This is a genomic window from Parabacteroides bouchesdurhonensis (genome assembly GCF_900186615.1).
Taxonomy (GTDB): Bacteria; Bacteroidota; Bacteroidia; order Bacteroidales; family Tannerellaceae; genus Parabacteroides; species Parabacteroides bouchesdurhonensis.
On the sequence record NZ_LT896588.1, the window covers coordinates 1,037,985 to 1,061,361 of the forward strand.

General features: G+C 38.3%; 12 protein-coding genes and 1 tRNA gene. 12 read left to right on the plus strand and 1 reads right to left on the minus strand.

All coding sequences use genetic code 11. The annotated features are described in order from the left end of the window. Window positions 1-75: 75 nt before the first annotated feature. The 10 genes from C1721_RS04485 to C1721_RS04530 all read left to right on the plus strand — a co-directional run bounded on the left by C1721_RS04485 (window position 76) and on the right by C1721_RS04530 (window position 16,307). Window positions 76-672: an RNA polymerase sigma-70 factor gene (locus tag C1721_RS04485; protein WP_102407340.1), complete on the plus strand. Its 597-nt coding sequence runs from the start codon at window positions 76-78 to the stop codon at window positions 670-672. 138 nt (window positions 673-810) lie between these two features. Beyond that, the gene (locus C1721_RS04490; RefSeq protein ID WP_102407341.1) at window positions 811-1,824 is read left to right on the plus strand and encodes a FecR family protein; all 1,014 of its coding nucleotides are present in this window, start codon (window positions 811-813) and stop codon (window positions 1,822-1,824) included. Between the two features lie 173 nt (window positions 1,825-1,997). Then, window positions 1,998-5,297 (plus strand): TonB-dependent receptor, encoded by a 3,300-nt coding sequence (locus C1721_RS04495; RefSeq protein ID WP_102407342.1) that lies wholly within the window; start codon window positions 1,998-2,000, stop codon window positions 5,295-5,297. A gap of 12 nt (window positions 5,298-5,309) precedes the next feature. Then, entirely contained in the window at window positions 5,310-6,896 is a 1,587-nt protein-coding gene (locus tag C1721_RS04500) for a RagB/SusD family nutrient uptake outer membrane protein (RefSeq protein WP_102407343.1), read from the plus strand. A 116-nt stretch (window positions 6,897-7,012) separates the two neighbouring features. Then, the gene (locus tag C1721_RS04505) at window positions 7,013-8,680 is read left to right on the plus strand and encodes an arylsulfatase (protein WP_102407344.1); all 1,668 of its coding nucleotides are present in this window, start codon (window positions 7,013-7,015) and stop codon (window positions 8,678-8,680) included. A gap of 59 nt (window positions 8,681-8,739) precedes the next feature. Beyond that, a complete protein-coding gene (locus tag C1721_RS04510; protein WP_102407345.1) occupies window positions 8,740-11,259 on the plus strand; it encodes a glutaminase domain-containing protein in 2,520 nt (839 codons plus the stop codon). Window positions 11,260-11,505: 246 nt separating this feature from the next. Beyond that, window positions 11,506-14,238: a DNA gyrase/topoisomerase IV subunit A gene (locus C1721_RS04515; protein WP_102409235.1), complete on the plus strand. Its 2,733-nt coding sequence runs from the start codon at window positions 11,506-11,508 to the stop codon at window positions 14,236-14,238. A 3-nt stretch (window positions 14,239-14,241) separates the two neighbouring features. Beyond that, window positions 14,242-15,105, plus strand: a complete 864-nt coding sequence (locus C1721_RS04520; RefSeq protein ID WP_102407346.1) for a DUF3316 domain-containing protein — start codon at window positions 14,242-14,244, stop codon at window positions 15,103-15,105. Further along, on the plus strand, window positions 15,106-16,140 hold the full coding sequence (locus tag C1721_RS04525) for a S41 family peptidase (RefSeq protein ID WP_102407347.1): 1,035 nt from the start codon (window positions 15,106-15,108) through the stop codon (window positions 16,138-16,140). 85 nt (window positions 16,141-16,225) lie between these two features. Continuing rightward, window positions 16,226-16,307 (plus strand) — tRNA-Leu (locus C1721_RS04530). A 558-nt stretch (window positions 16,308-16,865) separates the two neighbouring features. Here C1721_RS04530 and C1721_RS04535 read toward each other — a convergent pair. Further along, a complete protein-coding gene (locus C1721_RS04535; RefSeq protein WP_102407348.1) occupies window positions 16,866-17,270 on the minus strand; it encodes a hypothetical protein in 405 nt (134 codons plus the stop codon). 225 nt (window positions 17,271-17,495) lie between these two features. Here C1721_RS04535 and C1721_RS04540 point away from each other — a divergent pair, with 225 nt between their 5' ends. Further along, the gene (locus C1721_RS04540; RefSeq protein WP_102407349.1) at window positions 17,496-18,386 is read left to right on the plus strand and encodes a HEPN domain-containing protein; all 891 of its coding nucleotides are present in this window, start codon (window positions 17,496-17,498) and stop codon (window positions 18,384-18,386) included. Between the two features lie 54 nt (window positions 18,387-18,440). After that, window positions 18,441-23,342, plus strand: coding sequence for a DEAD/DEAH box helicase (locus tag C1721_RS04545; RefSeq protein ID WP_102407350.1), 4,902 nt, complete (start codon window positions 18,441-18,443; stop codon window positions 23,340-23,342). Window positions 23,343-23,377 lie beyond the last annotated feature (35 nt).

Consider the following 23,377-nt stretch of genomic DNA (forward strand, 5'->3'; position numbering starts at 1 on the left):
TGTTTTAGCAGAATACAGAAATGTTTTTTGTCAGTTTTAGTGATAATTTAACCTATTTATTATATCTTTGCTCTTATGGGAGATATAGATAATATAGGTAAAGACCAAGCGCAAATACTTGCGCTTAAAGCAGGTGCACCTGCTTCTTTTAAATACCTGTATGAACAATGGAGTGGCAAACTCTATAATTTCGTCATGCGTATTTCCCATGGTGATAGTTATATAGCAGAAGAGCTAGTACAATCTGTTTTCATTAAAATATGGGAGAAACGGGAAGAACTGGATGCAAACAAATCGTTTGGAGCATATCTCTGCACCATAGCAAAAAATCAACTGGCAAATATATACCAGCATCGTATGTCCGAATTTCTCTACCAGAATGAATTAGAAAAAACATCAACAATTGACAACACTACGGAAAAAGAAGTTGAATACCATCTATTAGATGAATATATCCAATCTTTAATAGAACAATTACCTACCGCACGCCGGGAAATATTTATATTAAGCCGTCTCCAACTTCTATCAAACAAAGAAATTGCAACAAAATTAAACCTTTCGGAAAACACAATAGAATCCCAATTAACCAAAGCAACTACTTTCATTCGTAACAAAGTTATGCAACATTACGAATTATGTATATCCATACTTATCGGACTATACATCCGGTAGAAATTTAAATTCCTTCCGAATGGAACTTTTTCAGCACCTGAATCGAAACACATCCTAATATATTAATAAGAGTTAAAATAAGAGACGGGGATAACGGAAATAATTCGCCCGTCTGTATACATTAATAGAAACAGGAAAATGGAAAGAAACTATTACATACAATTATTCGATAAGTTCCTACAAAAGCAGGCAACATCCGAAGAAGTCCGGGAACTTATCCTATGGTTACAAAACGATTCTGAGTTTAGCGCTTGGGCCGATGAAGAATGGAATATAGTTTCATCCGAAATGAATCAGGAACTCCAACAACAGCTTTTTGAAAAAATCAAAGCTAAAATAGAGCCACAAAAGAAAGCTGTACAAATAAAAAAACACAAACTATACGTATGGGCAATGCGCATTGCTGCTACATTATTACTTATGTTGGCAACAGGATTGAGTATTTATTTCCATACAGTTCAAAAGATGACAATGCCAGACATGATAGTCGCTGTAGAAAAAGGACAAAAAGCCAATGTAACTCTTCCCGACGGTTCCAAAGTATGGGTAAACTCCGATTCAAAGCTAACTTATGGAAGTCGTTTCAATTCGGCAGAAAGAGTTTTGCGTCTGGAAGGAGAAGCCTACTTTGAAGTTACTCCGGACAAAGAGCGTCCTTTTATCGTAGAAACAAATAATATCTCAGTACGTGCTTTAGGAACAAGTTTCGACGTAAAAAATTATGCCGACGAAGATCATATATCTACCGTATTAATGACGGGAAAAGTAGAAGTCAAATCGGATAAAGATTGCATTATCTTAGAGCCGAATGAAAAGGTTACTTTTAACAAAGCAACGGGGCATATGCGAAAGAGTTCTGTTGAAAATGCAGTAGGCTATGCAAATTGGAAGTTTAATATATTATCATTTAATGCTGAAACATTTGAGAACATAGCGCATACATTGGAGCGGTATTATAATACACAAATTGCATTTGAATCGGAACCTTTGAAAAAATATCGTTTTACCGGTTCTATTGGAAATACAAGTTTGGAAAGTGTATTACAAATCTTGTCATTAACTTCTCCGCTTTCATATGAAGTAAAAGACAGTCTTATTATATTACGCGAAAACATAACACAAAAAAAATATTACGAAAACGCATTGAAATAGGCCAAATATTAATTGTTTAACCTTAAATAATTGTTTATGATAAACGTCTAAAATTCCCACAAAAAATGTATGGGACAGTGCCAAGCACCATCCCATCCACAAATTCTCAATCTGCACATAGGTATCTCGCAAATAACATGTGCAATAATAAGAACCATTAAGTCTACAAAATTATGAATTTTAAGTTTGCTAGGACTATACAAGTCCTTAAAAAAAGGCAATTTAAGTCAATCAAATTAGCCTTATTTATTTTATTAGTATCTCCATCCCTGTTCGCACAGGTTACGGTAAGTGTGCAAAACCAGTCTATAAGACAGACTATCAAGACGATAGAAAGCACTACCGATTATCAATTCTTTTACAATGATGCTTTATCCAGTTTGGATAATAAAGTTTCTTTATCCGTAACAAACGAGCCAATCGAAGCTGTTTTGGATAAACTTTTTGCCAATACGGATATCACTTACAAAAAGGATAATAACAATCTGATTGTTCTTACCTTGAAAGCGACATCAAACCAACAAAAAGGAACGGAACGCAAAGTTAAAGGAAGTGTAGTAGATGCTTCCGGTATTCCGGTTATCGGCGCTAACATCGTGGTTGCCGGTACAACAAACGGTACGATTACCGATATAGATGGTAATTTCTCTCTGGAAGTTCCGGAAAACGCAGCTCTACATGTTTCCTACATCGGTTATCTGGATCAGGATATAAAAGTTGGAAACAACTCTGTTCTGAACATTACTCTAAAAGAAGACACTCAGAAATTGGATGAAGTAGTCGTAGTAGGTTACGGACAACAGAAAAAAGTAAGTATGACAAGTTCGGTAGGCGTAATTAAAAGTGACGCTATCAATTTGAATGCTAAAAGTACGGTCACCTCTTTACAAGGTTTGGCTCCCGGTCTTACCATTGTAGACTACGGTGGAGCTCCCGGACGTAATACAACGACAATGCGCGTACGTGGTGTTACTTCTTTAAATGATGACAGCAACGATGCTTTGATACTTGTAGATGGTATCGAACAACGTCTGGAAGACCTGAACCCGGCAGACATCGAAAACATTTCTATCTTAAAAGACGCTTCTGCCACTTCCATCTACGGTTCACGTGCTGCCAACGGTGTAATCCTGGTAACAACCAAACGTGGTAAAAGCGGGAAAGTACAAATAAACTACAATTACTACTACGGTTTCCAGAAGGCCATGAACAATCCAAAACACATGGAATCCGAAGCATACATGAGACAACAAATCGTAGCTTACCAGAACGCAGGCAAAACAGGCGATCAGATTCCTTACAATGAAGAATATATACAGGAATGGAAAAATGCCACAGATCGTGAAAAATATCCGTATGCAAACGTATGGCAGGATGTTCTATTTGAAACAGCCCCACAACAGAACCACTCTTTCTCTGTAAGTGGAGGTAGTGAAAAATTCAAGGGATTGATGTCTGTCCGTTATTATAAACAAGACGGTATCATCCCGAACTTTGAATCCAACACAAAAGATTTCCGCGTAAATACAGACTTTAATCCGCTACAAGGACTTACCTTGTCATTGGATGCAGATTATAGATCAACATATTCACTGCAACCTTCGGAAGCTGGCGAAGTATTCCGTACCATATATCATGCTTCACAATTTACCACTCCTGTATATAGTGACGGCAGCTACGGATTGAGTAAGCAAGGAAACAACCCATTGATGTATGCCACAATGTCCGGTGATGATAAAAAATGGAAAGATTTATTTGTCGGCAACCTGAAAGCATCCTATACATTCAAGGACTTTACCGCCAATTTCCAATATGCACTCCGCTATGCCAACAATAAGGATAAAATATTTAAGAATGCCTATACTTTGATAGACAAAGAATATCCTAGCCGTCAAAAGAAAGTAGACCGTAATAATTTGCTTGAAAAACGGGAAGATATCAGAGAAAGTACATTAAATGCAACATTGAATTACGCTAAAACATTTGGCAAACATTCTGTTAGCGGTATGGCAGGTTATTCTTTGATCCAAAATAAAACATCTTATCTGGAGGCTGAACGTTCAGACTTCTATAACAATGATGTACCATCCATGAATATGGGAGGAGAAAGCAGCATGAAGAACAAAGGTTACGACAATGAATTCGGATTACAGTCTTATTTCATGCGTGGTAATTATAACTTTGATGATAAATATCTATTGGAAGCTAATATCCGTTATGATGGTTCTTCACGTTTTACAGGAGATAACCAATACAGTTTCTTCCCTTCTTTTTCTGCAGGATGGAGATTATCTAACGAAAGTTTCTGGGACGGTTTGAGAGATCTTTTCTCTAATGTAAAAATACGTGGTTCTTGGGGTAAGACCGGAAACCAGACTTGTGGTTTGTACAGTTTCTATGATTCATATTCTTCCAAATCTTACACATTCGGAGGTAATATTGTTAATGGTTACGCACAAACAACTTTTGCGAACAAAGATCTTAAATGGGAAACGACTACCCAAACAGATATAGGTTTGGATTTAGGATTCCTTAATAACCAGTTGACCGTTGAAGCTGAATACTATTACAAACGGACAGACGGTATTTTGATGGAATTGACTATCCCTGCCACAGTAGGTTTGGATGCGCCTTTCCAGAATGCAGGTGTCGTAGATAATAAGGGATTTGAAATTTCAGTCGGTTACCACGGAGGGAACAAATTCCAATACAATTTGAATTTCAATATCTCCAACAACTGGAACAAAGTAGTAAGCATGGCAGGTTCAAGCCCAATCATTACAGGTTCTAATTCAGAAACATTCCGTATTAAAGGAGAAGGTTATCCTGTAAATGCCATATGGGGATACAAGACAGACGGACTGTACCAGTCATGGGATGAAATCAAGGCCGGTCCGGTTCTGGATGCTAATACAAAGCCAGGTGACGTAAAATATGTAGATACCGACCAGAATAAAACGATTGATGCAGACGACCGTGTCTATCTGGGTACAGAATTGCCTCGCTTCCCATTTGCTTTCAGCGGTAGCTTTAAATATAATAATTTCGACCTTTCTATTTTATTACAGGGGGTTATGCATGCAGAGACACGTGTATCAGGAGCATTTGCAGAGTTTGGTAATTATGAAGGATTTGTATTAGATACTTTCAAGGATTACTGGACGGAAGAAAACACAGGGGCAAAATGGCCGCGCCCTCAGAAGCAATGTGACTACAACTCTAACTGTTCGGATTTCTGGGTTAAGAATTGCGGATACCTGAGATTGAAGAATCTGGAGATTGGTTATACAATTCCGCAGGCTATTACACAAAAATATTACATAGATCGTCTACGTTTCTATGTTTCCGGAACAAATTTATTGACATTCTCTCCTATTCGTGAATTCGGATTAGACCCGGAATTTGTTAGCGGTCGTGGAAACTATTATCCGCAAACCGCAGTATATACTTTGGGCGTAAATGTTTCATTTTAATAATTAACTGATATGAAAGGTATAAAATATATATTGGCTCTTTTTTCTATGGCCTATGCTTTAAATTCATGTGATAGTGCTTTAGAAACGATCCCAACAGACCGTTTGTCTTCTGATGTATTCTGGCAGACAAACAATGACGCACGACTTGCGTCCAACGCTTGTTATGATAAATTGCTTAATTTTGACCCGACACTCTTTTTTGAATGTTTATCGGATATAGGTCACCGTAACTATTACTCTAACGACTGGAGCGTAATGGAAAAAGGGACAGCCGATGCGCAAGCTACTATTTTTTATGATATCTGGAAAAGTCTGTATCAGGGTATTCGCGCATGTAACAATTACATGGCAAACGTTGATAAAATAGAATCTACCGATCAGGCAGAGTTAGATATCTATACTGCCGAAGTTCGTACTCTACGCGCATTTTTCTATTCTTATTTAGTAGAATTATATGGCGATGCACCTTTGGTTACTACTCCAATTACAATAGCAGAATCGAAAGAACTGACAAGAACTCCGGCTTCTGAGATATTCGCATTTATAGATAAAGAGTTAGAAGCAGCTGTAGCAGTACTTCCTCTCAAACAATCAGAGGTTGGTCGCGTAACGAAAGGAGCAGCTTTAGCAATTAAAGCAAGAACAGCTTTATATAACGGGAATTATGAAGTGGCAGCTAAAGCAGCCAAAGATATAATGGATTCCGGCGTATACAGTTTGTATCCCGAGTATTCAAAGCTGTTTTCATATGATGCAGAAAACGGTTGTGAAGTTTTATTCGACAAACAATATGTTAAAGACCAGTATTCAAACCAGGCAATGAGTCTGTTCGGTGTGCGTTCATTATCTCAGGGAGGTTTAAATATAGCTCCAACCCGTACTTTGGTAGATGCGTATGAAATGAAAAACGGTAAATTGATTACGGAAGCAGGCAGCGGTTACGATCCTCGCAATCCATATACAAGCAGAGATCCCCGTTTAGGTTTTACTGTTTATGTTCCCGGCTGTACGTTACCTAACGGAAATATATATAATCCACTGCCAGGAAGTGGTACATCCGATGACTATACACAATATTTGGCCTCTACAACAGGTTTCGGTTTTGCCAAATATATAAATGCAGAAGACATCGCCACTCCGTCCAATTGCGGCATTAACCTGATTTATATCCGTTATGCAGAAGTTTTATTGATTTATGCAGAAGCAAAAATCGAAATGAATAACATCGACAGTTCTGTACTGGATGCAATTAACCAGATACGCAGAAGAAGTGACGTAGACATGCCTCCTATCCCTGACGGGTTATCACAAGCGGAAATGCGTAAAAAAGTTCGTCATGAACGTTTGGTAGAACTGGCTTTGGAAGGTCAACGCTACTTTGATATTAAACGTTGGAAAATCGGAGAAGAAGTTTGTAACACGCCTATTCTTTGTATTTCGTACGTAGATGATAAAGGTGAACTGATATATGCACAAGACGCCGTTAACCCTAAACGTTGGAACAGTCGTGAATATTATTGGGCAATTCCTTATAATGAAATCTTGATGAATCCTAACTTGTCACAAAATACTGGATGGTCATCTACGGCCCAATGATAAAATTCATTATATTTGCTTATAATTGACACTAAACTTGTACATATCATATCTTCCTCCGAGGCATTAATGCTTCGGAGGAGTTTTCTTATCGCACATTAAAAAACAATATAATTATGAACAAGAATACATTTAAACTAGCTTCTCTAGGGATGTTAGCTGCATTAACACCTTCTATGCAGGCACAAAAAGATGCTCGTCCGAATATACTTGTTATTCTGGCTGACGATATGGGATATTCTGATTTGGGCTGTTACGGTGGGGAAATCCAAACACCTAATCTTGATAAACTGGCACAAAACGGTTTACGCTTTACCCATTTTTATAATACAAGCCGTAGTTGCCCTACACGGGCATCTTTATTAACCGGTCTATACCAACATCAGGCCGGCATCGGACGTATGACCTTCGACGATCATAAACCCGGTTATCGTGGAACAATGACCCACAATGGAGTAACAATTGCAGAAGCATTGAAAGAATCAGGCTATAATACAGCATGGGTTGGGAAATGGCATATTGCAGAAACTCCGTTACGTCCGGATCAACGCCAATGGCTGGCCCATCAAGTACAACATGATGAATTTACGCCTAAAGAAAACTACCCGATCAACCGTGGTTTCCAAGATTGTTATGGAACAATCTACGGGGTAGTTGATTACTTTGACCCATTCAGTTTAATCAGCGGAGATAAACCGGTAAATACTGTTCCAAAAGACTACTACAGCACGATAGCACTGGCAGATACAGCCGTTGCTTATGTAAACAAGTATGCAGAATCGGAAAATCCGTTCTTCATGTATCTGGCTTTCCATTGCCCACACTGGCCGTTACACGCGCTGCCCGAAGATATCAAGAAGTATGAAGACACCTACAAATGCGGTTGGCAAGCTATCCGTGAAGCACGTTATGAACGGATGAAAAAACTGAAAATATTTGGTGATGCCGATAATTTCTTGTCTCCACGCCAATTTACCGATTCTTGGGAAGAAAATCCGGACAAAGAATGGGATGCCCGTGCAATGGCAGTCCATGCCGCAATGGTTGACCGTATGGATCAGGAAATCGGTCGAGTAATAAAAGCGCTTGAAGAAAATGGTCAATTGGATAATACATTGATTCTTTTTATGTCTGATAACGGCTGCAGTAATGAAGACTGCCAGAACTATTCAGAAGGAGAAAATGACCGTCCCGCAGAAACACGTAGCGGTGAAAAAATAATTTATCCACGTCATAAAGAAGTATTACCCGGCCCGGAAACATCTTATGCCTCTGTTGGAGCAAGATGGGCTAACGCTGCCAATACTCCGTTCCGTTTCTGGAAAGCTAAATCATACGAAGGCGGTATCTGTACCCCGATGATTGCACACTGGCCACAAGGTATCAAACAACCTAAGGGTTCTATCAATACGCAGATGGGACATGTAATGGATATTATGGCAACTTGTCTGGATATATCCGGAGCTAAATATCCGACAGAATACAATGGTAACAAAATTATTCCTTTAGTTGGTGAAAGTCTGAATCCGGTATTCAAGACCGGGGTACGTAAAGGACATCGTGAACTTTGCTTTGAACATTTCAATGAAAAAGCACTTATTGATGCTTCCGGTTGGAAAATTGTATGGCCTAATAACCAAAAAAATTGGGAGTTGTACAATTTGAATGAAGACCGCAGTGAAATGCACAACCTGGCAGATCAATACCCGGACAAAGTAAAAGAAATGGTTGCCCGTTACGAGGAATGGGAAAAGGGCTACATGGTAGTTCCTCGTCCGGAATAAAGAAAGTTAAGCAAAACAACTTTTACTACTTTCTTAAATCTCAATAAATCATATCTTTAATGAAAAGTAAATTCTGTTCTTTAGCCATTAGTGCTATTTTATTCAGTGCATGCAGCTCTCCTGTTGTCACTGAAACGTATATGCCGGCAGCGGAGAATAATCTCCGCGCTCCGGCTGTACCGTTAGTCACTATCGACCCATACACCAGTATATGGTCATTTGCAGATAAATTAAATGAAGAAAATACCCGCCACTGGACGGGTAAAAACTTCCCTCTTCTGGGAGGTATCCGGGTCGATGGAAAATCATATCGTTTTATGGGAGTGGACGATTTCTCCGTAACTCCTGTAGTAGGAACAGCCGCCAGCGGATTATGGAAAGGTATGTACACGGAAAAAGCTCCAGCCGGTGACTGGATGACGGTAGATTACAAAGCTGACGGATGGAAAACGGCGAAAGCCGCATTCGGGACAAAAGAGAATCCACATCTCTCTACTCCTTGGACCACAGATGATATTTGGGTACGGCGTACCTTTGATATGCCATCCGGATTGAGTGACGAACCGCTATACGTTCAATATTCTCATGACGACAACATCGAAGTTTATGTGAACGGAACACTGGTTGCCGTTACAGGCAATGGATTGGATTATGACTTGCTGAAAGAGATTCCTGAAAGTGTAGTAAAAACACTGAAACCTACCGGGAATGTCATAGCAGCCCACTGCCATAATAATGGAGGCGGTGCATACGTGGATCTGGGTATTTCCCAAAAGGTAAAAAGCGACAACTCTTTTGACGCATGTGCCAAGCAAATCGCAGTCAACGTAATGCCTACACAGACATTTTATACGTTTGAATGCGGCGGTGTACAATTGGATGTTATTTTTACAGCTCCATTCTTGACGGATGATCTGGATTTAATGGCTTCGCCGTTCAATTACATCACTTATCAGGTACGTTCGCTAGATGGAAAGGAACACGATGTTCAGGTCTATATGGAAACAACCCCTCAACTGGCGGTAAACAGCATTGATCAAGCCGTTTCTTTCGAGATGATCGACAAAAACGGCATGACCTATCTTAAAACCGGTTCTGTAGAACAACCTGTTTTAGGTAAATCCGGCGATGATTTGCGTATCGATTGGGGATACCTTTATCTGGCAGCCGAGCAATCTCCCCGCGTAACAATGTCTATCGACGAGTATTTTGCGACAAAGAATGAGTTTATGGCTAATGGAAGACTTTCCGGTAAAGTAGGAAATGTATCTGCCGATATGCAAAAACAAATGACCGTACTCGCATATGCGGATAATCTGGGAAAGGTATCAAACAACATGGTTTCCGGTCACGTCATGATTGGATATGATGATTTGTATTCCATTCAATATTTCGGAAACAACCGTATGCCTTATTGGAAACACAACGGAGAAGTAGACATATTCAAAGCTTTTTCAAACGGGGCAAAGAATTATACGGATGTAATGCAACGCTGTCAGGCATTCGACGCACAGATGATGCAAGACGCTGTGGCATCGGGAGGACAGAAATATGCAGAACTTTGCGCATTGGTTTACCGTCAGGCTATTGCCGCCCATAAACTGGTGACAGATAAAGAAGGCAATTTATTATTCTTTTCCAAAGAAAACTTCAGCAACGGTTCAATAGGAACGGTAGACATCACTTATCCGTCTGCTCCGCTATTTCTTGTATATAATCCCGAGTTATTGAAAGGTATGCTAAATCCTATCTTCTATTTCAGTGAAAGCGGGAAATGGACAAAGCCGTTCGCAGCACATGACGTAGGCACATATCCATTGGCCAATGGTCAGACTTACGGCGGCGACATGCCTGTGGAAGAAAGCGGCAACATGCTTATCCTTATGGCAGCAATTGCCCAAATAGAAGGGAATGCGGATTATGCGGCCAAACATTGGGATGTGCTGACAACTTGGGCAGACTATTTGCAAAAAGAAGGTCTTGATCCTGAAAACCAGCTCTGCACCGATGACTTTGCCGGCCATTTTGCCCATAATACCAATTTATCTATCAAAGCAATCATAGGTGTTGCGGGATACGGAAAACTGGCAGCTATGCTGGGTAAAAACGATGTGGCAGAACGTTATACAAACGCGGCAAAAGAAATGGCATCCAAATGGGTAACAATGGCAAACGATGGAGATCATTATCGTCTGACATTCGATCAACCGGGTACGTGGAGTCAAAAGTATAATCTTGTTTGGGATCGTTTGTTAGGCTTCAACATTTTCCCAACCGATGTCGCGACTACGGAAATGGCTTATTATAAGACAAAACAGAATAAATATGGCCTGCCTTTAGACAACCGCAAAGATTATACAAAATCCGACTGGATTCTTTGGTCGGCTTGCCTGACAGGAAATCCGGCAGACTTCACCGCGTTGGTAGAACCGGTTTGGTTATATGCAAACGAAACAACTTCACGCGTGCCTTTAAGTGACTGGCATTTCACCAGCAATGGTTCACAACGAGGTTTTCAGGCACGTTCTGTCGTTGGCGGTTATTTCATGAAAATGCTGAATGATAAAATACTAAAATAATCATCACTGTTTTTTATTAGCAAAAAGGGTGCGTCAAGCAAGACGCACCCTTTTTATATATCAATCTTTTTCCCAAAATATTCATCCCGAACTCTTCACCAAATCATCGGGATCTTTTTTCCAAATCATCAGGATGTTTTTATAAAATGATCCCGATGATTTTAAATACAAACAATCCGCAAAGAACACCGTTTTTTATTATTCCGGTAATATTTTGTATATTTACCCCTCGTTATAATGGATTGTATGAAACCTGAAGATATCACAGAACAAGAAGACAACAAAGAGCCTGAAGGAACGGACAGTCAGCCTGTGGCTGACAACATTCAGGAGACAGAAAAGATAGAAAATAATCCGGAAACCCATTCGGAATACAAAGTACCGACAAAAACGGAAGGACGTATTACCTACCATTTGTCGGGGATGTATCAGGATTGGTTTCTCGATTACGCTTCTTACGTAATCCTGGAACGTGCCGTACCGCATATTAATGACGGGTTAAAACCTGTTCAACGCCGTATCCTGCATTCCATGAAAAGACTGGATGACGGACGATACAATAAAGTTGCCAATATCGTAGGGCATACCATGCAATTTCATCCACATGGTGATGCGTCCATAGGTGACGCCCTGGTGCAGTTAGGACAAAAAGATTTATTGATAGACTGCCAGGGCAACTGGGGAAATATCCTTACGGGCGACGGAGCTGCCGCTCCCCGTTATATCGAAGCGCGACTATCTAAATTTGCTCTCGAAACCGTATTTAATCCGAAGACTACTACATGGCAACTTTCTTATGACGGAAGAAATAGAGAACCTGTTACACTTCCCATAAAATTCCCGTTACTACTCGCTCAGGGAGTTGAAGGTATAGCCGTTGGCCTTTCTTCTAAGATATTACCGCATAATTTTAATGAACTGCTCGATGCTTCCATTGCTTATCTGAATGGTGAAGAATTTACTCTTTATCCGGATTTCCAGACAGGCGGCTATGTTGATGTTTCAAAATACAACGATGGAGAACGAGGCGGCTCGGTAAAAATACGGGCCAAAATCAACAAGTTGGATAATAAAACACTTGTTATCAGTGAAATTCCTTACGGACGTACAACATCTTCGCTTATAGAATCTATATTAAAAGCAAATGATAAAGGGAAGATTAAGATAAAAAAAGTTGATGACAATACAGCCCAAAGCGCGGAGATTCTGGTACATCTGGCCCCTGGCGTTTCATCAGACAAAACGATAGATGCTCTATACGCTTTTACAGATTGTGAAATAAGTATCTCTCCAAACTGTTGTGTTATCAAAGATGATAAGCCTCATTTTCTGACGGTAAGTGATGTATTACGCCATTCTACGGACAACACATTAACTTTATTACGCACCGAACTGGAGATACAAAAGGCAGAACAAGAAGAAGCATTGTTCTTCGCCTCTTTAGAAAGAATTTTCATTGAGGAACGTATTTATAAAGACAAAGAATTTGAGAACGCGAAGGATATGGATGAAGCAATTGCCCATATCGACCTTCGTTTGGAACCGTTTAAGCCTAAATTGAACAGAGAAGTTACCCGTGACGATATTCTCAAACTAATGGAGATAAAGATGGGTCGTATCCTGAAATTTAATTCAGATAAATGCGATGCAATAATCGCTCAAATTAAAAAAGAGATTGAGCAGATCAACCATCATCTCAACAATATTGTAGCTTATACAATCGATTGGTTTTCCATGCTGAAAGAAAAGTATGGAAAAAACTATCCCCGGATGACAGAAGTGCGTAGTTTTGACACAATCGAAGCAACTAAGGTTGTCGAGGCCAACGAAAAGTTGTATATCAATCGCGCCGAAGGCTTTATCGGCACAGGGCTGAAAAAAGATGAATTCGTATGTAACTGTTCAGACATCGACGATATCATTCTTTTCTACCGGAACGGAACTTATAAAGTAGTGAAGGTATGCGACAAGATGTTTATCGGCAAAGATATTCTGTTTGTAAACGTGTTTAAACGTAATGACAACCGGACTATTTATAATGTTGTATATAGAGATGGTAAGGCTGGGTACAATTACATTAAGCGCTTTGCCATAACCGGCGTTACACGTGACAAAGAATATGACATAACAAAAGGAACTGAAGGATCCCGGATTCTTTATTTCAGTGCAAACCCGAATGGAGAAGCCGAAACAATTAAAGTGATCTTGAAACCGAAACCTCGCCAGAAGGTACTTGTTTTCGAGAAAGACTTTAGCGAAATTGTAATCAAAGGGCGCGGCTCCATGGGAAATATCCTCACAAAGGCAGACATCCATAAGATTAGCTTGAAGCAGAAAGGTTCATCTACTTTAGGAGGCCGTCAAGTATGGTTTGACCGGGATATCCTGCGTCTGAATTATGACGGAAGAGGAGAAGAACTGGGTGAATTCCAAAGTGACGATTTAATCCTTGTGATTTTACAAAATGGTGATTTCTACACAACAAATTTTGATCTGAGTAATCACTATGAAAACGATATTCTCGCAATAGAGAAATTTGATGCGAACAAAATATGGACAGCAGCATTATATGATGCAGACCAGAAGTATCCATATTTGAAACGTTTTCAGCTGGAAGCAGGCAGCCGCAAACAAAACTTTTTAGGAGATAATCCCAAAAGCCGTTTATTTATCTTGACTGATGAAGCCTATCCCCGTATTGAGGTTGTATTTGGAGGAAACGACGCTTTCCGGGGTTCATTAGTAGTGGATGCCGAAGAGTTCATAGCTGTAAAAGGTTTCAAAGCGAAAGGTAAACGTATCACGACTTATGAAGTGGAAACAATAAACGAACTGGAACCATCCCGTTTTGCAACATCATCTCAACCATCAGATATTGTGGAAGAAAACGACAATGAAGAAGAGAACGAAGATGATGACAAAAGCAGTTCGGATATTATAGACGAAATTACCGGACAGATGAACCTATTTGATAAATAGATTATGAAACAACTTGCTCTCCTGATAAGTTTCTTTTTTTACCTTTCCATATTGCCGCTTATGGCACAGGATGGCAAGAATGAGGACTGGTCTATCAACGAAGGCACAATGGTTGGTGCCGGCAGAATGCACCTTATGGATACATACCTTACTCCCGGCATTGACATAAACTATAGCGGCTGGACTTTGCGTATCATGGACGAGCGTTTGAAGAGAGTCAAATTAGCTAACTACAACGTTACCCGCCAGCAGATTGTAAGTATAGACGGAGGACGTACTACAAATCCGTCGGGAAGTGCTATTGATTATGCTTTCTTTTTAGACTACACATTGGGGTATTATTATCATTTTCCGGTTATGCCCGGACTAAAACTTCTTGCAGGAAGTTCCGGCCATCTGCTTGGCGGATGTATCTACAATACCCGCAACACGAACAACCCGGTATCTGCTAAAGCCGATATAGACCTGAACTTGTCCGGAATGGCCATTTACAATCTCAGAATAAAGAATTATCCTATTACATTCCGTTACCAGTTGACAGTACCTTTTGCCGGCGTTTCTTTTGCTCCGCATTATAACCAGTCTTATTATGAGATGTTCGGACTGGGTAACCATTCGGGCATGGTGCAGTTCAATTCATTCCATAACAAGTTTGCAATGAAGCATTATATTACCGCCGATTTTCCGGTAGGCAAACTAACAATCCGCATGGGATATCTAAACAGCCGCTACCAGACAGACATGAATAGCATTGACAGTCATATCATTACTCATACATTCATGCTTGGTTTCGTAAAAGAATTTGTTTCTTTCGGAGGCAAGCGGGCCATGAATAATAAGCATACATACAAAAGTACTTACTATTAAATGAAGATACAGCATATAATATATGGCATAGCCTTCTTGTTTATCCTGTTTACGGGATGCGAAAAAGCAGACGATTATGTTTCCTCTCCCACAGCCAACTTTGAGGCTCTCTGGAAGATAATGGATGAGAATTACTGTTTTTTTGAATACAAAGACATCGACTGGAATGAAGTACATGATCGCTATCGTGTACAGGTCACCGATACGATGAATCAATATGCTTTATTTGATGTGTTAGGGAATATGCTAAATGAGCTACAGGACGGGCACACCAATCTAATTTCTTCTTTTAACATGTCCCGTTACTGGGCCTGGTACGAAGATTATCCGGCGAATTATTATAAAGAGATACAAGACCGATATTTAGGAACTGATTATTGGATTGCAGGAGGCTTGAAATACACACGATTGGCCGACAATCAAATAGGATACGTTTATTATAGCAGTTTTTCCAATGGAGTAGGCGAAGCCAACTTGGACCAGATGTTTTTATACTTTAAAGACTGCAAAGCCCTTATCTTTGACGTTCGTGAAAACGGAGGAGGTTCATTAACCTATGCCGACCGCATAGCTTCCCGTTTTATGGAAGAAAAGATGCTGACAGGCTACATTCAGCATAAGACGGGAAAAGGACACAACGATTTTTCCAGTCCATATCCATTATACCTCTCTCCCAACACGGAACATATTCGCTGGTTACGCCCGGTTGTCGTATTAACAAACCGTCACTGCTATAGTGCCGCAAACGACTTTGTTCAGAAAATGAGCATGATGCCCTATGTCACCACAATGGGTGACAAGACGGGAGGAGGTAGCGGGCTTCCGTTTACATCCGAATTACCCAACGGATGGACTATCCGTTTCTCTGCCTCACCTATGCTTAATGCAGAGAAAGAACATACGGAGTTCGGTATAAATCCGAAACAGAACGTCCAGATGACAGCCGATGACATCCAAAAAGGTGTAGATACATTAATAGAATCTGCCATTAAGTTTCTGACAGAACTAACAAGTGGGCAGGAAAACCAACCCTAGTCCAGGTTCAGGCCTATTCCAAAACTTTCCTCCGAAATATTTGCTCATTATAAAAAAAACATTACCTTTGCACCGCAATCCAAATGCGGCTGTGGTGTAATTGGTAGCCACGCCAGACTTAGGATCTGGTGCTTCACGGCGTGGGGGTTCGAGTCCCTTCAGCCGCACAAAATGCAAAATCCTTCTGATTAGGTTCAGGGGGATTTCTTGTTTTATACTGTTTATTAGGGTATTACAGCATTCTTTTTTCTCTCTAAAATAGATAAATCATGTCGAAATAATGCTCTTCAGGTATCAAATCGAGGATTTTTCAATTTTGAGAGTATAAAGAAATATGGTAAGTCGTTAATACAGTGCGATACCGGCCGTGGGGGCCGAGTCCCTTCAGCCGCACTGATAAAAATCGAAAAATCAAGCAAATCTTTGAAATATACGAAAAAGGCAAAAAGGGTAGTTCTAAGCACTATTTTACTGACCCTATTCTTGACCCCATTCCGAAAATAACAAAAGGGGGCACATTAAATTAAATGTGTCATTTGAAAAAGTAGAAAGCATCATAAGAATGATCCACGATTGGCAAAACCACCGAAAGAAGAGCAACGAATCCCCCCTACAAATCAGAAACAAAATCGAGGTAGAAAAAGAGAGCTTGCATTAGACACCAAATTTTAATCGGAACTGGATTGAATAGCTCCGATTAAAATTGTTACCTAAAAAAGAGTGCATTAAGAATAAAACAACACATAAATATCATAAGGAGGATAACTCGTTTTCTTGATACATACGTAATAACCGGAAACAGTCCACCTGTTTTTAATGAAATCATATTCATACCTTTTTTTAAGATAATCGATAAGGTTTTCTATCGTCTGCCTCTTATCAGAAAAAAGATAGATCATATTACAGTTACCTTTCGGATTAAAAGTACAAGTTACGGTAACTTCTTCCGTGTCAAACCGTATTTCGATTGATTTTTCTGTTACATCTTGCTCGTAATAATCTATAATACAGTGAGGATAAGTTTCGTATATATACTTGATTCCAGGTAATGTGAGGCTCATTAAGCTGCCTATCTGCTGAAGCAGACAAGAAAAATCATCTATATTAATAGCTTTTTGATTGTTGTTCATAAGACACGTTCCTTTTTAACCCGATTAATAAAATCAGGTCAGATAAATATTAAAAAATAACCCATTGATTACCTGTAGTTATATAAGCTTATTCATTCCGTATGTATAGCACAGAATAAATAAAAACAGGAACGTGGCTCAAAGATACAACTTCTGTAAAAATGTTAATGGTAATCGGTATTTTTTTTGTAGTTTTGTGTTTTTAAGATTCTATTTATCAAGACAATGAAAAATTCTATTGCATACTTACCCAAAGACAAACAGGAAGACCTTAACTTCCTGATTAATGAGGTATTAAAACGCTTACCTCAAATGGAGTATATTATTCTGTATGGAAGTTATGCAAGGGATAATTATGTAAAGCGGGCAATAAGAGTTGAGGATGGCGGAATACCAACCGTCAAAATATCTGATTACGATATATTGGTTATTACAAGCGGAATTAACCCTAAAAAAGCGGAAACAGTACTTGACAATATTGAGGATGTGTTTTTTACTGGTAAAGACTTTGACCGGGATACTCCCGTTCAATTCATAAATGATGATATAAAGACTTTCAATAAATACATAGGGGAAGGAAGATACTTTTATACTCAGATAAAAGAAGAAGGCATTATACTCTATAATAGCGGGAAATATAAATTAGCCCGTAGAAGAAAGCTTAACTTTGATGAGATAAAGGAACAGGCGCAGGAGTATTTTGATGAGAAGTTTAAGAGAGCCAGTAACTTTTTGAAGTATGCAAAAATGGCTCAAAAAGAAACAGACTATAAAGAAGCATCTTTCTTTCTTCATCAAGCATGTGAAAATTATTACTATACCATAAGATTAAGTTTTACTCTGCGAAATAATAAACAACATAATCTTTCTAAACTATCCGGTTCCGTAAAAAAGTATTCGGATGAGCTGAAAATGGTTTTTCCACAAAATTCGCCAGAAGAGAAACGGCTATTTACTCTCCTTAAAGCTGCTTATGTGGATGCAAGGTACAATCCACATTTTGTAGTGACCAAAGAAGACATTGATGCGCTGATTCCAAAAGTGGAATTACTACGTGATATTACCAAAAAGATTTGTGAGGAGAGGATAAAGGAATATGGGGAGCGAATCGATTAAAATTTTATCGCCTAAAAAGTATCATGAAATTTGATAAAAAAGTAATACATAAATATGAGTATCGAAACTTTCAATTCAGTACTAAATAAATTCAGGAAAGAAGCATTATCAGAACGAGAAAAAGGGTTTAAGTTCGAAAAGTTAATGCAAGCCTATCTAAAAACGACTCCATTATATGCTAACGTATTCAAAAAAGTATGGATGTGGGATGAGTTTCCCTCACATGCTGAATTTGGTAAGAATGATGTAGGTATAGATTTGGTCGCTGTTACTTATGATAATGAATTTTGGGCAATACAATGTAAATGCTACCAAGAAAATACATATATAGGAAAATCGGAAGTAGATAGTTTCTTGTCCACTTCAGGTAAATATTTCTCTGACCCTAAAACTACTAAACAAGTAAGTTTTTCCAATAGACTTTGGGTTTCTACAACTAACAATTGGAGTGAAAATGCAAATAAAACATTAAACAATCAAACTGTTCAGGTCACACGTTTGCTTTTATCTGAACTTGAGAATGATGATGTTGATTGGCTAAAATTGGAAAAAGGAATTTTTGGTGAAGCTGCTCGTGTCGAGCAGAAAAAACCTTTTGAGCATCAAGAAACAGCCATCAATAAAGCTCACGAATACTTTAAAAACCATAATCGGGGTAAACTGATTATGGCTTGTGGTACAGGTAAAACATTTACTTCTCTTAAAATAGCTGAACAAGAAACTAATAATAAAGGGTTAGTATTGTTTTTAGTTCCCTCTATTGCATTATTAGGTCAGACATTGAGAGAATGGTCAGCACAAGCATCTAAACCAATAAATCCCATTTGTATTTGTAGTGATAGAAGAGTAACTCAACAAAGAAGTCTAAATGACGATGATGAAACATTCGCTGTTATCAATCTTGCGTTACCTGCTTCTACTGATGTTAGAAAAATAGGAAGCCAATTACAACATGCTTTAGATAAAGATGGTATGACGGTTGTATTCTCAACTTACCAATCAATTGATGTTATATCAGAAGCTCAACAATTTTACATAAATAATTTCACAAATAAAGATGAAATATTCCAAAGCGAAGACGAGAATAAAAAAGGCATATTTGACCTTGTAATATGTGATGAGGCTCATCGTACAACAGGGGTAACATTAAGTGGTCAGGATGAAAGCTCATTTGTGAAGGTGCATGACAATAATTTTATCAAAGCCCGCAAACGCATCTATATGACCGCAACACCACGTCTATATAGTGATGAAACCAAAACTAAGGCAAGTCAGAACGATGCGATATTAGCATCTATGGATGATGAAGCCATTTATGGTGCTGAGATATACCGTATAGGTTTTGGTGAGGCAGTTGACCGCAATTTATTGTCCGATTATAAAGTTCTTGTATTAACAGTGGGGGATAAAGACATCTCGCCATTAATGCAACGTATAACTTCAGACAATAGTGGTGAAATAAATACTGATGACTTATCTAAAATGGTTGGTTGTATCAATGCTTTGTCTAAGAAACTATTAGGTGATGCAGCCATTATAAAAGACACAGACCCCGACCCGATGCGTAAAGCTGTTGCCTTCTGTCAGAATATAAAGGTGTCGAAAGCGACCTCATTGATGTTTAATGAGTGTGAACCTGCTTATTTTGAGGACAAAACTGAAGAAGAAAAAGCAAGTATGGTCTATGTACAGTCAAAACATATTGATGGTAGTATGTCAGCTCCGCAGCGGGACGAATTATTATCGTGGCTCAAATCTAACCCTGAGGATGACAAAGAATGTCGTATGCTCACGAATGTTCGGTGTTTGAGTGAAGGCGTGGATGTCCCTTCATTAGACGCTGTACTTTTCTTATCGGCTCGTAATTCACAGGTGGATGTTGTGCAGTCAGTTGGTCGTGTAATGCGTAGAGCAGAAGGGAAAAAATATGGTTATATTATTATCCCTGTTGTTGTACCCGAAGGAGTGGATGCAAGCGAAGCATTAGATAAGAATCCTCGCTTCAATGTCGTCTGGACTGTACTGAATGCTCTTCGGGCACATGATGACCGTTTCAATGCTACTATAAATAAAATAGAATTAAATAAAAATAAACCTGCTCAAATACTGATTGGTGGTATAGACAATGGCACAGACGGAGATGGGGATGGTACAGAACCAAATGGAAGTTCTGCTTTAGCTGCTCAGTTAGCAATACAATTTGAAGAACTACAAAGCACCTTCTATGCTAAGATGGTACAGAAAGTAGGTAATAAACGGTATTGGGAACAATGGGCAAAAGATATAGCTCATATCGCAGAAGAACATATTATCAGGATTAAAAAACTGATAAAAGAAGAAGGAAAGCATAAAAAAGCATTTGATGAATTTATCAAAGGACTTCGCAAAAATATAAATCCATCAGTAAGTGAACAGGAAGCTATTGAGATGCTCTCTCAACACATGATTACTAAACCTGTATTTGAAGCCTTATTTGAAAACTATTCCTTTGTTCAAAACAACCCTATATCTAAATCCATGCAAAAAGTTATGGATTTGTTAGATGATGAAGTAACAGAGGATGAGAATGAAAAACTAAATAAATTCTATGATTCGGTTCGTAGGCGCGTTAAGGACATTGACAATGCAGAAGGTAAACAAAAAGTAATTGTAGAGCTTTATGATAAATTCTTTAAATCTGCATTTCCTAAAGTAGTTGAGAAACTTGGAATTGTATATACTCCTGTTGAAGTAGTTGACTTTATTATTAATTCAGTGGGGTATATATTACAAAAAGAGTTTGGGCGCAGTTTATCCGATGAAAATGTTCATATACTTGACCCTTTTACAGGAACAGGAACTTTCATTGCTCGATTATTGCAAAGCGGACTGATTAAAAAAGAAGATTTAGAACGCAAATACACAAAAGAATTACATGCTAATGAGATTATTCTTTTAGCTTATTATATTGCTTCAATCAATATAGAAAACATATATCATGACCTTTCAAATGATAGTGAAAGTTATAAATCTTTTAATGGAATATGTTTGACTGATACTTTCCAATTAGGAGAAGATGACAATAGTGAAAAGATGTTTTCTGAGATGTTTCCTCAAAACTCTAAACGGGTTATGGAGCAAAAGAAAACTCCATTACGTGTAATTATTGGAAATCCACCTTATTCTGTTGGGCAAAAAGATGCAAATGACAATGCTCAAAATCAATCATATACCAATCTTGATAATAAAATAGCAAATACTTATGTAGCTTTATCTAATACTACAATGAATAAAGCGCTATATGACAGTTATATCAAAGCTTTCAGATGGGCTTCTGACCGATTGGATAAGAAAAACGGTGGTGTTATAGCTTTTGTTACTAATGGAAGTTGGATTGATGGTAATGCAACATCAGGATTTAGAAAGAGTATAGAAAACGAATTTACATCTATCTATGTATTTAACCTGAGAGGTAACCAACGAACAAGTGGGGAACTATCTAGAAAAGAGGGAGGTAAGATTTTTGGTTCAGGTTCACGTACTCCTATTGCCATTACCCTATTGGTGAAGAATCCACAATCGACCAATAAAAAAGCAACAATACACTATCACGATATTGGGGATTACTTAAGCAGAGAAGAAAAATTAAGCATTGTAAAGGATTTCAAAAGTATTAACAATCCTTCCATACAATGGAAAACACTGCAACCCAATGAGCATGGTGATTGGTTAAATCTAAGAAGCGATGTATTTGAATCTTTCATAGTGTTAGGTAGTAAAGATAAAAAAGAAAAAAGAAGAATTTTTGAAATAAATTCAAATGGTGTTGTAACAGCAAGAGATGGGTGGGTATATAATTTTTCGAAAGAAAAAGTAAATTCTAATATGAAAAACATGATTGACTTCTACAATCAACAAGTGGATGAATTTATATTCGAATTAGAGAGAAATCCAAAGATAGAAGTTGCTGAATTTACAGATAAAGACCCATCTAAAATCAGTTGGTCAAGAGCATTGCAAAATTCATTGAGAGGAAAATATAAAAGAAATCACAGTGAAGAGAATATTGTTTCAAGCTTATACAGACCTTTCTGCAAACAATATTTTTATTTTGATAGAAACTTTAATGAATGTGTTTATCAAACACCTAAGTTATTTCCATCAGCAAATCATAAAAATGCTGTGATTTGTCTTTCAGGAATAGGAAGTAGTAAGCCTTTCTCAACAATAATTACTGATAATAATTTAAGTTATGATACTATAGAAAAAGGTCAATGCTTCCCACTATATTGGTACGAAGAAAACGCACAGGATTTATTAGACTTGTTTAAAGATACCACTACCGACCGCTATATTCGCAGGGATGGCGTTTCAGATTTCATACTCAAAGAAGCTCGTGTCAAATATAGTCACAAAACCACCAAAGAAGATATTTTCTATTATGTATATGGTATTCTTCACAGCCCTGATTATCGCACAGCATTCGAAGCTGATTTGAAAAAGATGTTACCACGTCTACCATTAGTCGACAAATCAGACGATTTTTGGGCATTCAGCAAAGCTGGTAGAGACTTAGCTAACCTTCATCTCAATTACGAGACAGTAGAGCCTTACAAGGGCGTAGAAATTGTTTTTGGCGTAGGTAATAGAATTGATTATCGTGTGGACAAAATGCGTTTTGGTAAAAATGGTAAAGAAACAGATAAATCTACTATATTTTACAATAGTCAAATTGCTATTCATAACATTCCATTAGAAGCATATGGGTATATCGTGAATGGTAAAAGTGCTATCGAGTGGATAATGGAACGTTATGCTGTAACTATCAATAAGGATAGTCAAATCAAAAATGACCCGAATGATTGGTCTCGTGAACACGATGATGAGAAGTATATCTACAATCTTTTGCTTCGTATTATTACTGTTAGTGTTGAAACTGTAAAAATTGTGAATGGGTTGCCAAAGTTGGAATTTTAGAAGAATAGAGGTAGTATGGATTATATATACTTACT

Coding starts and splice junctions, on each gene's coding strand:
- C1721_RS04485 (WP_102407340.1), top strand. CDS start 76: ATGGGAGATATAGATAATATAGGTAAAGACCAAGCGCAAATACTTGCG.
- C1721_RS04490 (WP_102407341.1), top strand. CDS start 811: ATGGAAAGAAACTATTACATACAATTATTCGATAAGTTCCTACAAAAG.
- C1721_RS04495 (WP_102407342.1), top strand. CDS start 1,998: ATGAATTTTAAGTTTGCTAGGACTATACAAGTCCTTAAAAAAAGGCAA.
- C1721_RS04500 (WP_102407343.1), top strand. CDS start 5,310: ATGAAAGGTATAAAATATATATTGGCTCTTTTTTCTATGGCCTATGCT.
- C1721_RS04505 (WP_102407344.1), top strand. CDS start 7,013: ATGAACAAGAATACATTTAAACTAGCTTCTCTAGGGATGTTAGCTGCA.
- C1721_RS04510 (WP_102407345.1), top strand. CDS start 8,740: ATGAAAAGTAAATTCTGTTCTTTAGCCATTAGTGCTATTTTATTCAGT.
- C1721_RS04515 (WP_102409235.1), top strand. CDS start 11,506: ATGAAACCTGAAGATATCACAGAACAAGAAGACAACAAAGAGCCTGAA.
- C1721_RS04520 (WP_102407346.1), top strand. CDS start 14,242: ATGAAACAACTTGCTCTCCTGATAAGTTTCTTTTTTTACCTTTCCATA.
- C1721_RS04525 (WP_102407347.1), top strand. CDS start 15,106: ATGAAGATACAGCATATAATATATGGCATAGCCTTCTTGTTTATCCTG.
- C1721_RS04535 (WP_102407348.1), bottom strand. CDS start 17,270: ATGAACAACAATCAAAAAGCTATTAATATAGATGATTTTTCTTGTCTG.
- C1721_RS04540 (WP_102407349.1), top strand. CDS start 17,496: ATGAAAAATTCTATTGCATACTTACCCAAAGACAAACAGGAAGACCTT.
- C1721_RS04545 (WP_102407350.1), top strand. CDS start 18,441: ATGAGTATCGAAACTTTCAATTCAGTACTAAATAAATTCAGGAAAGAA.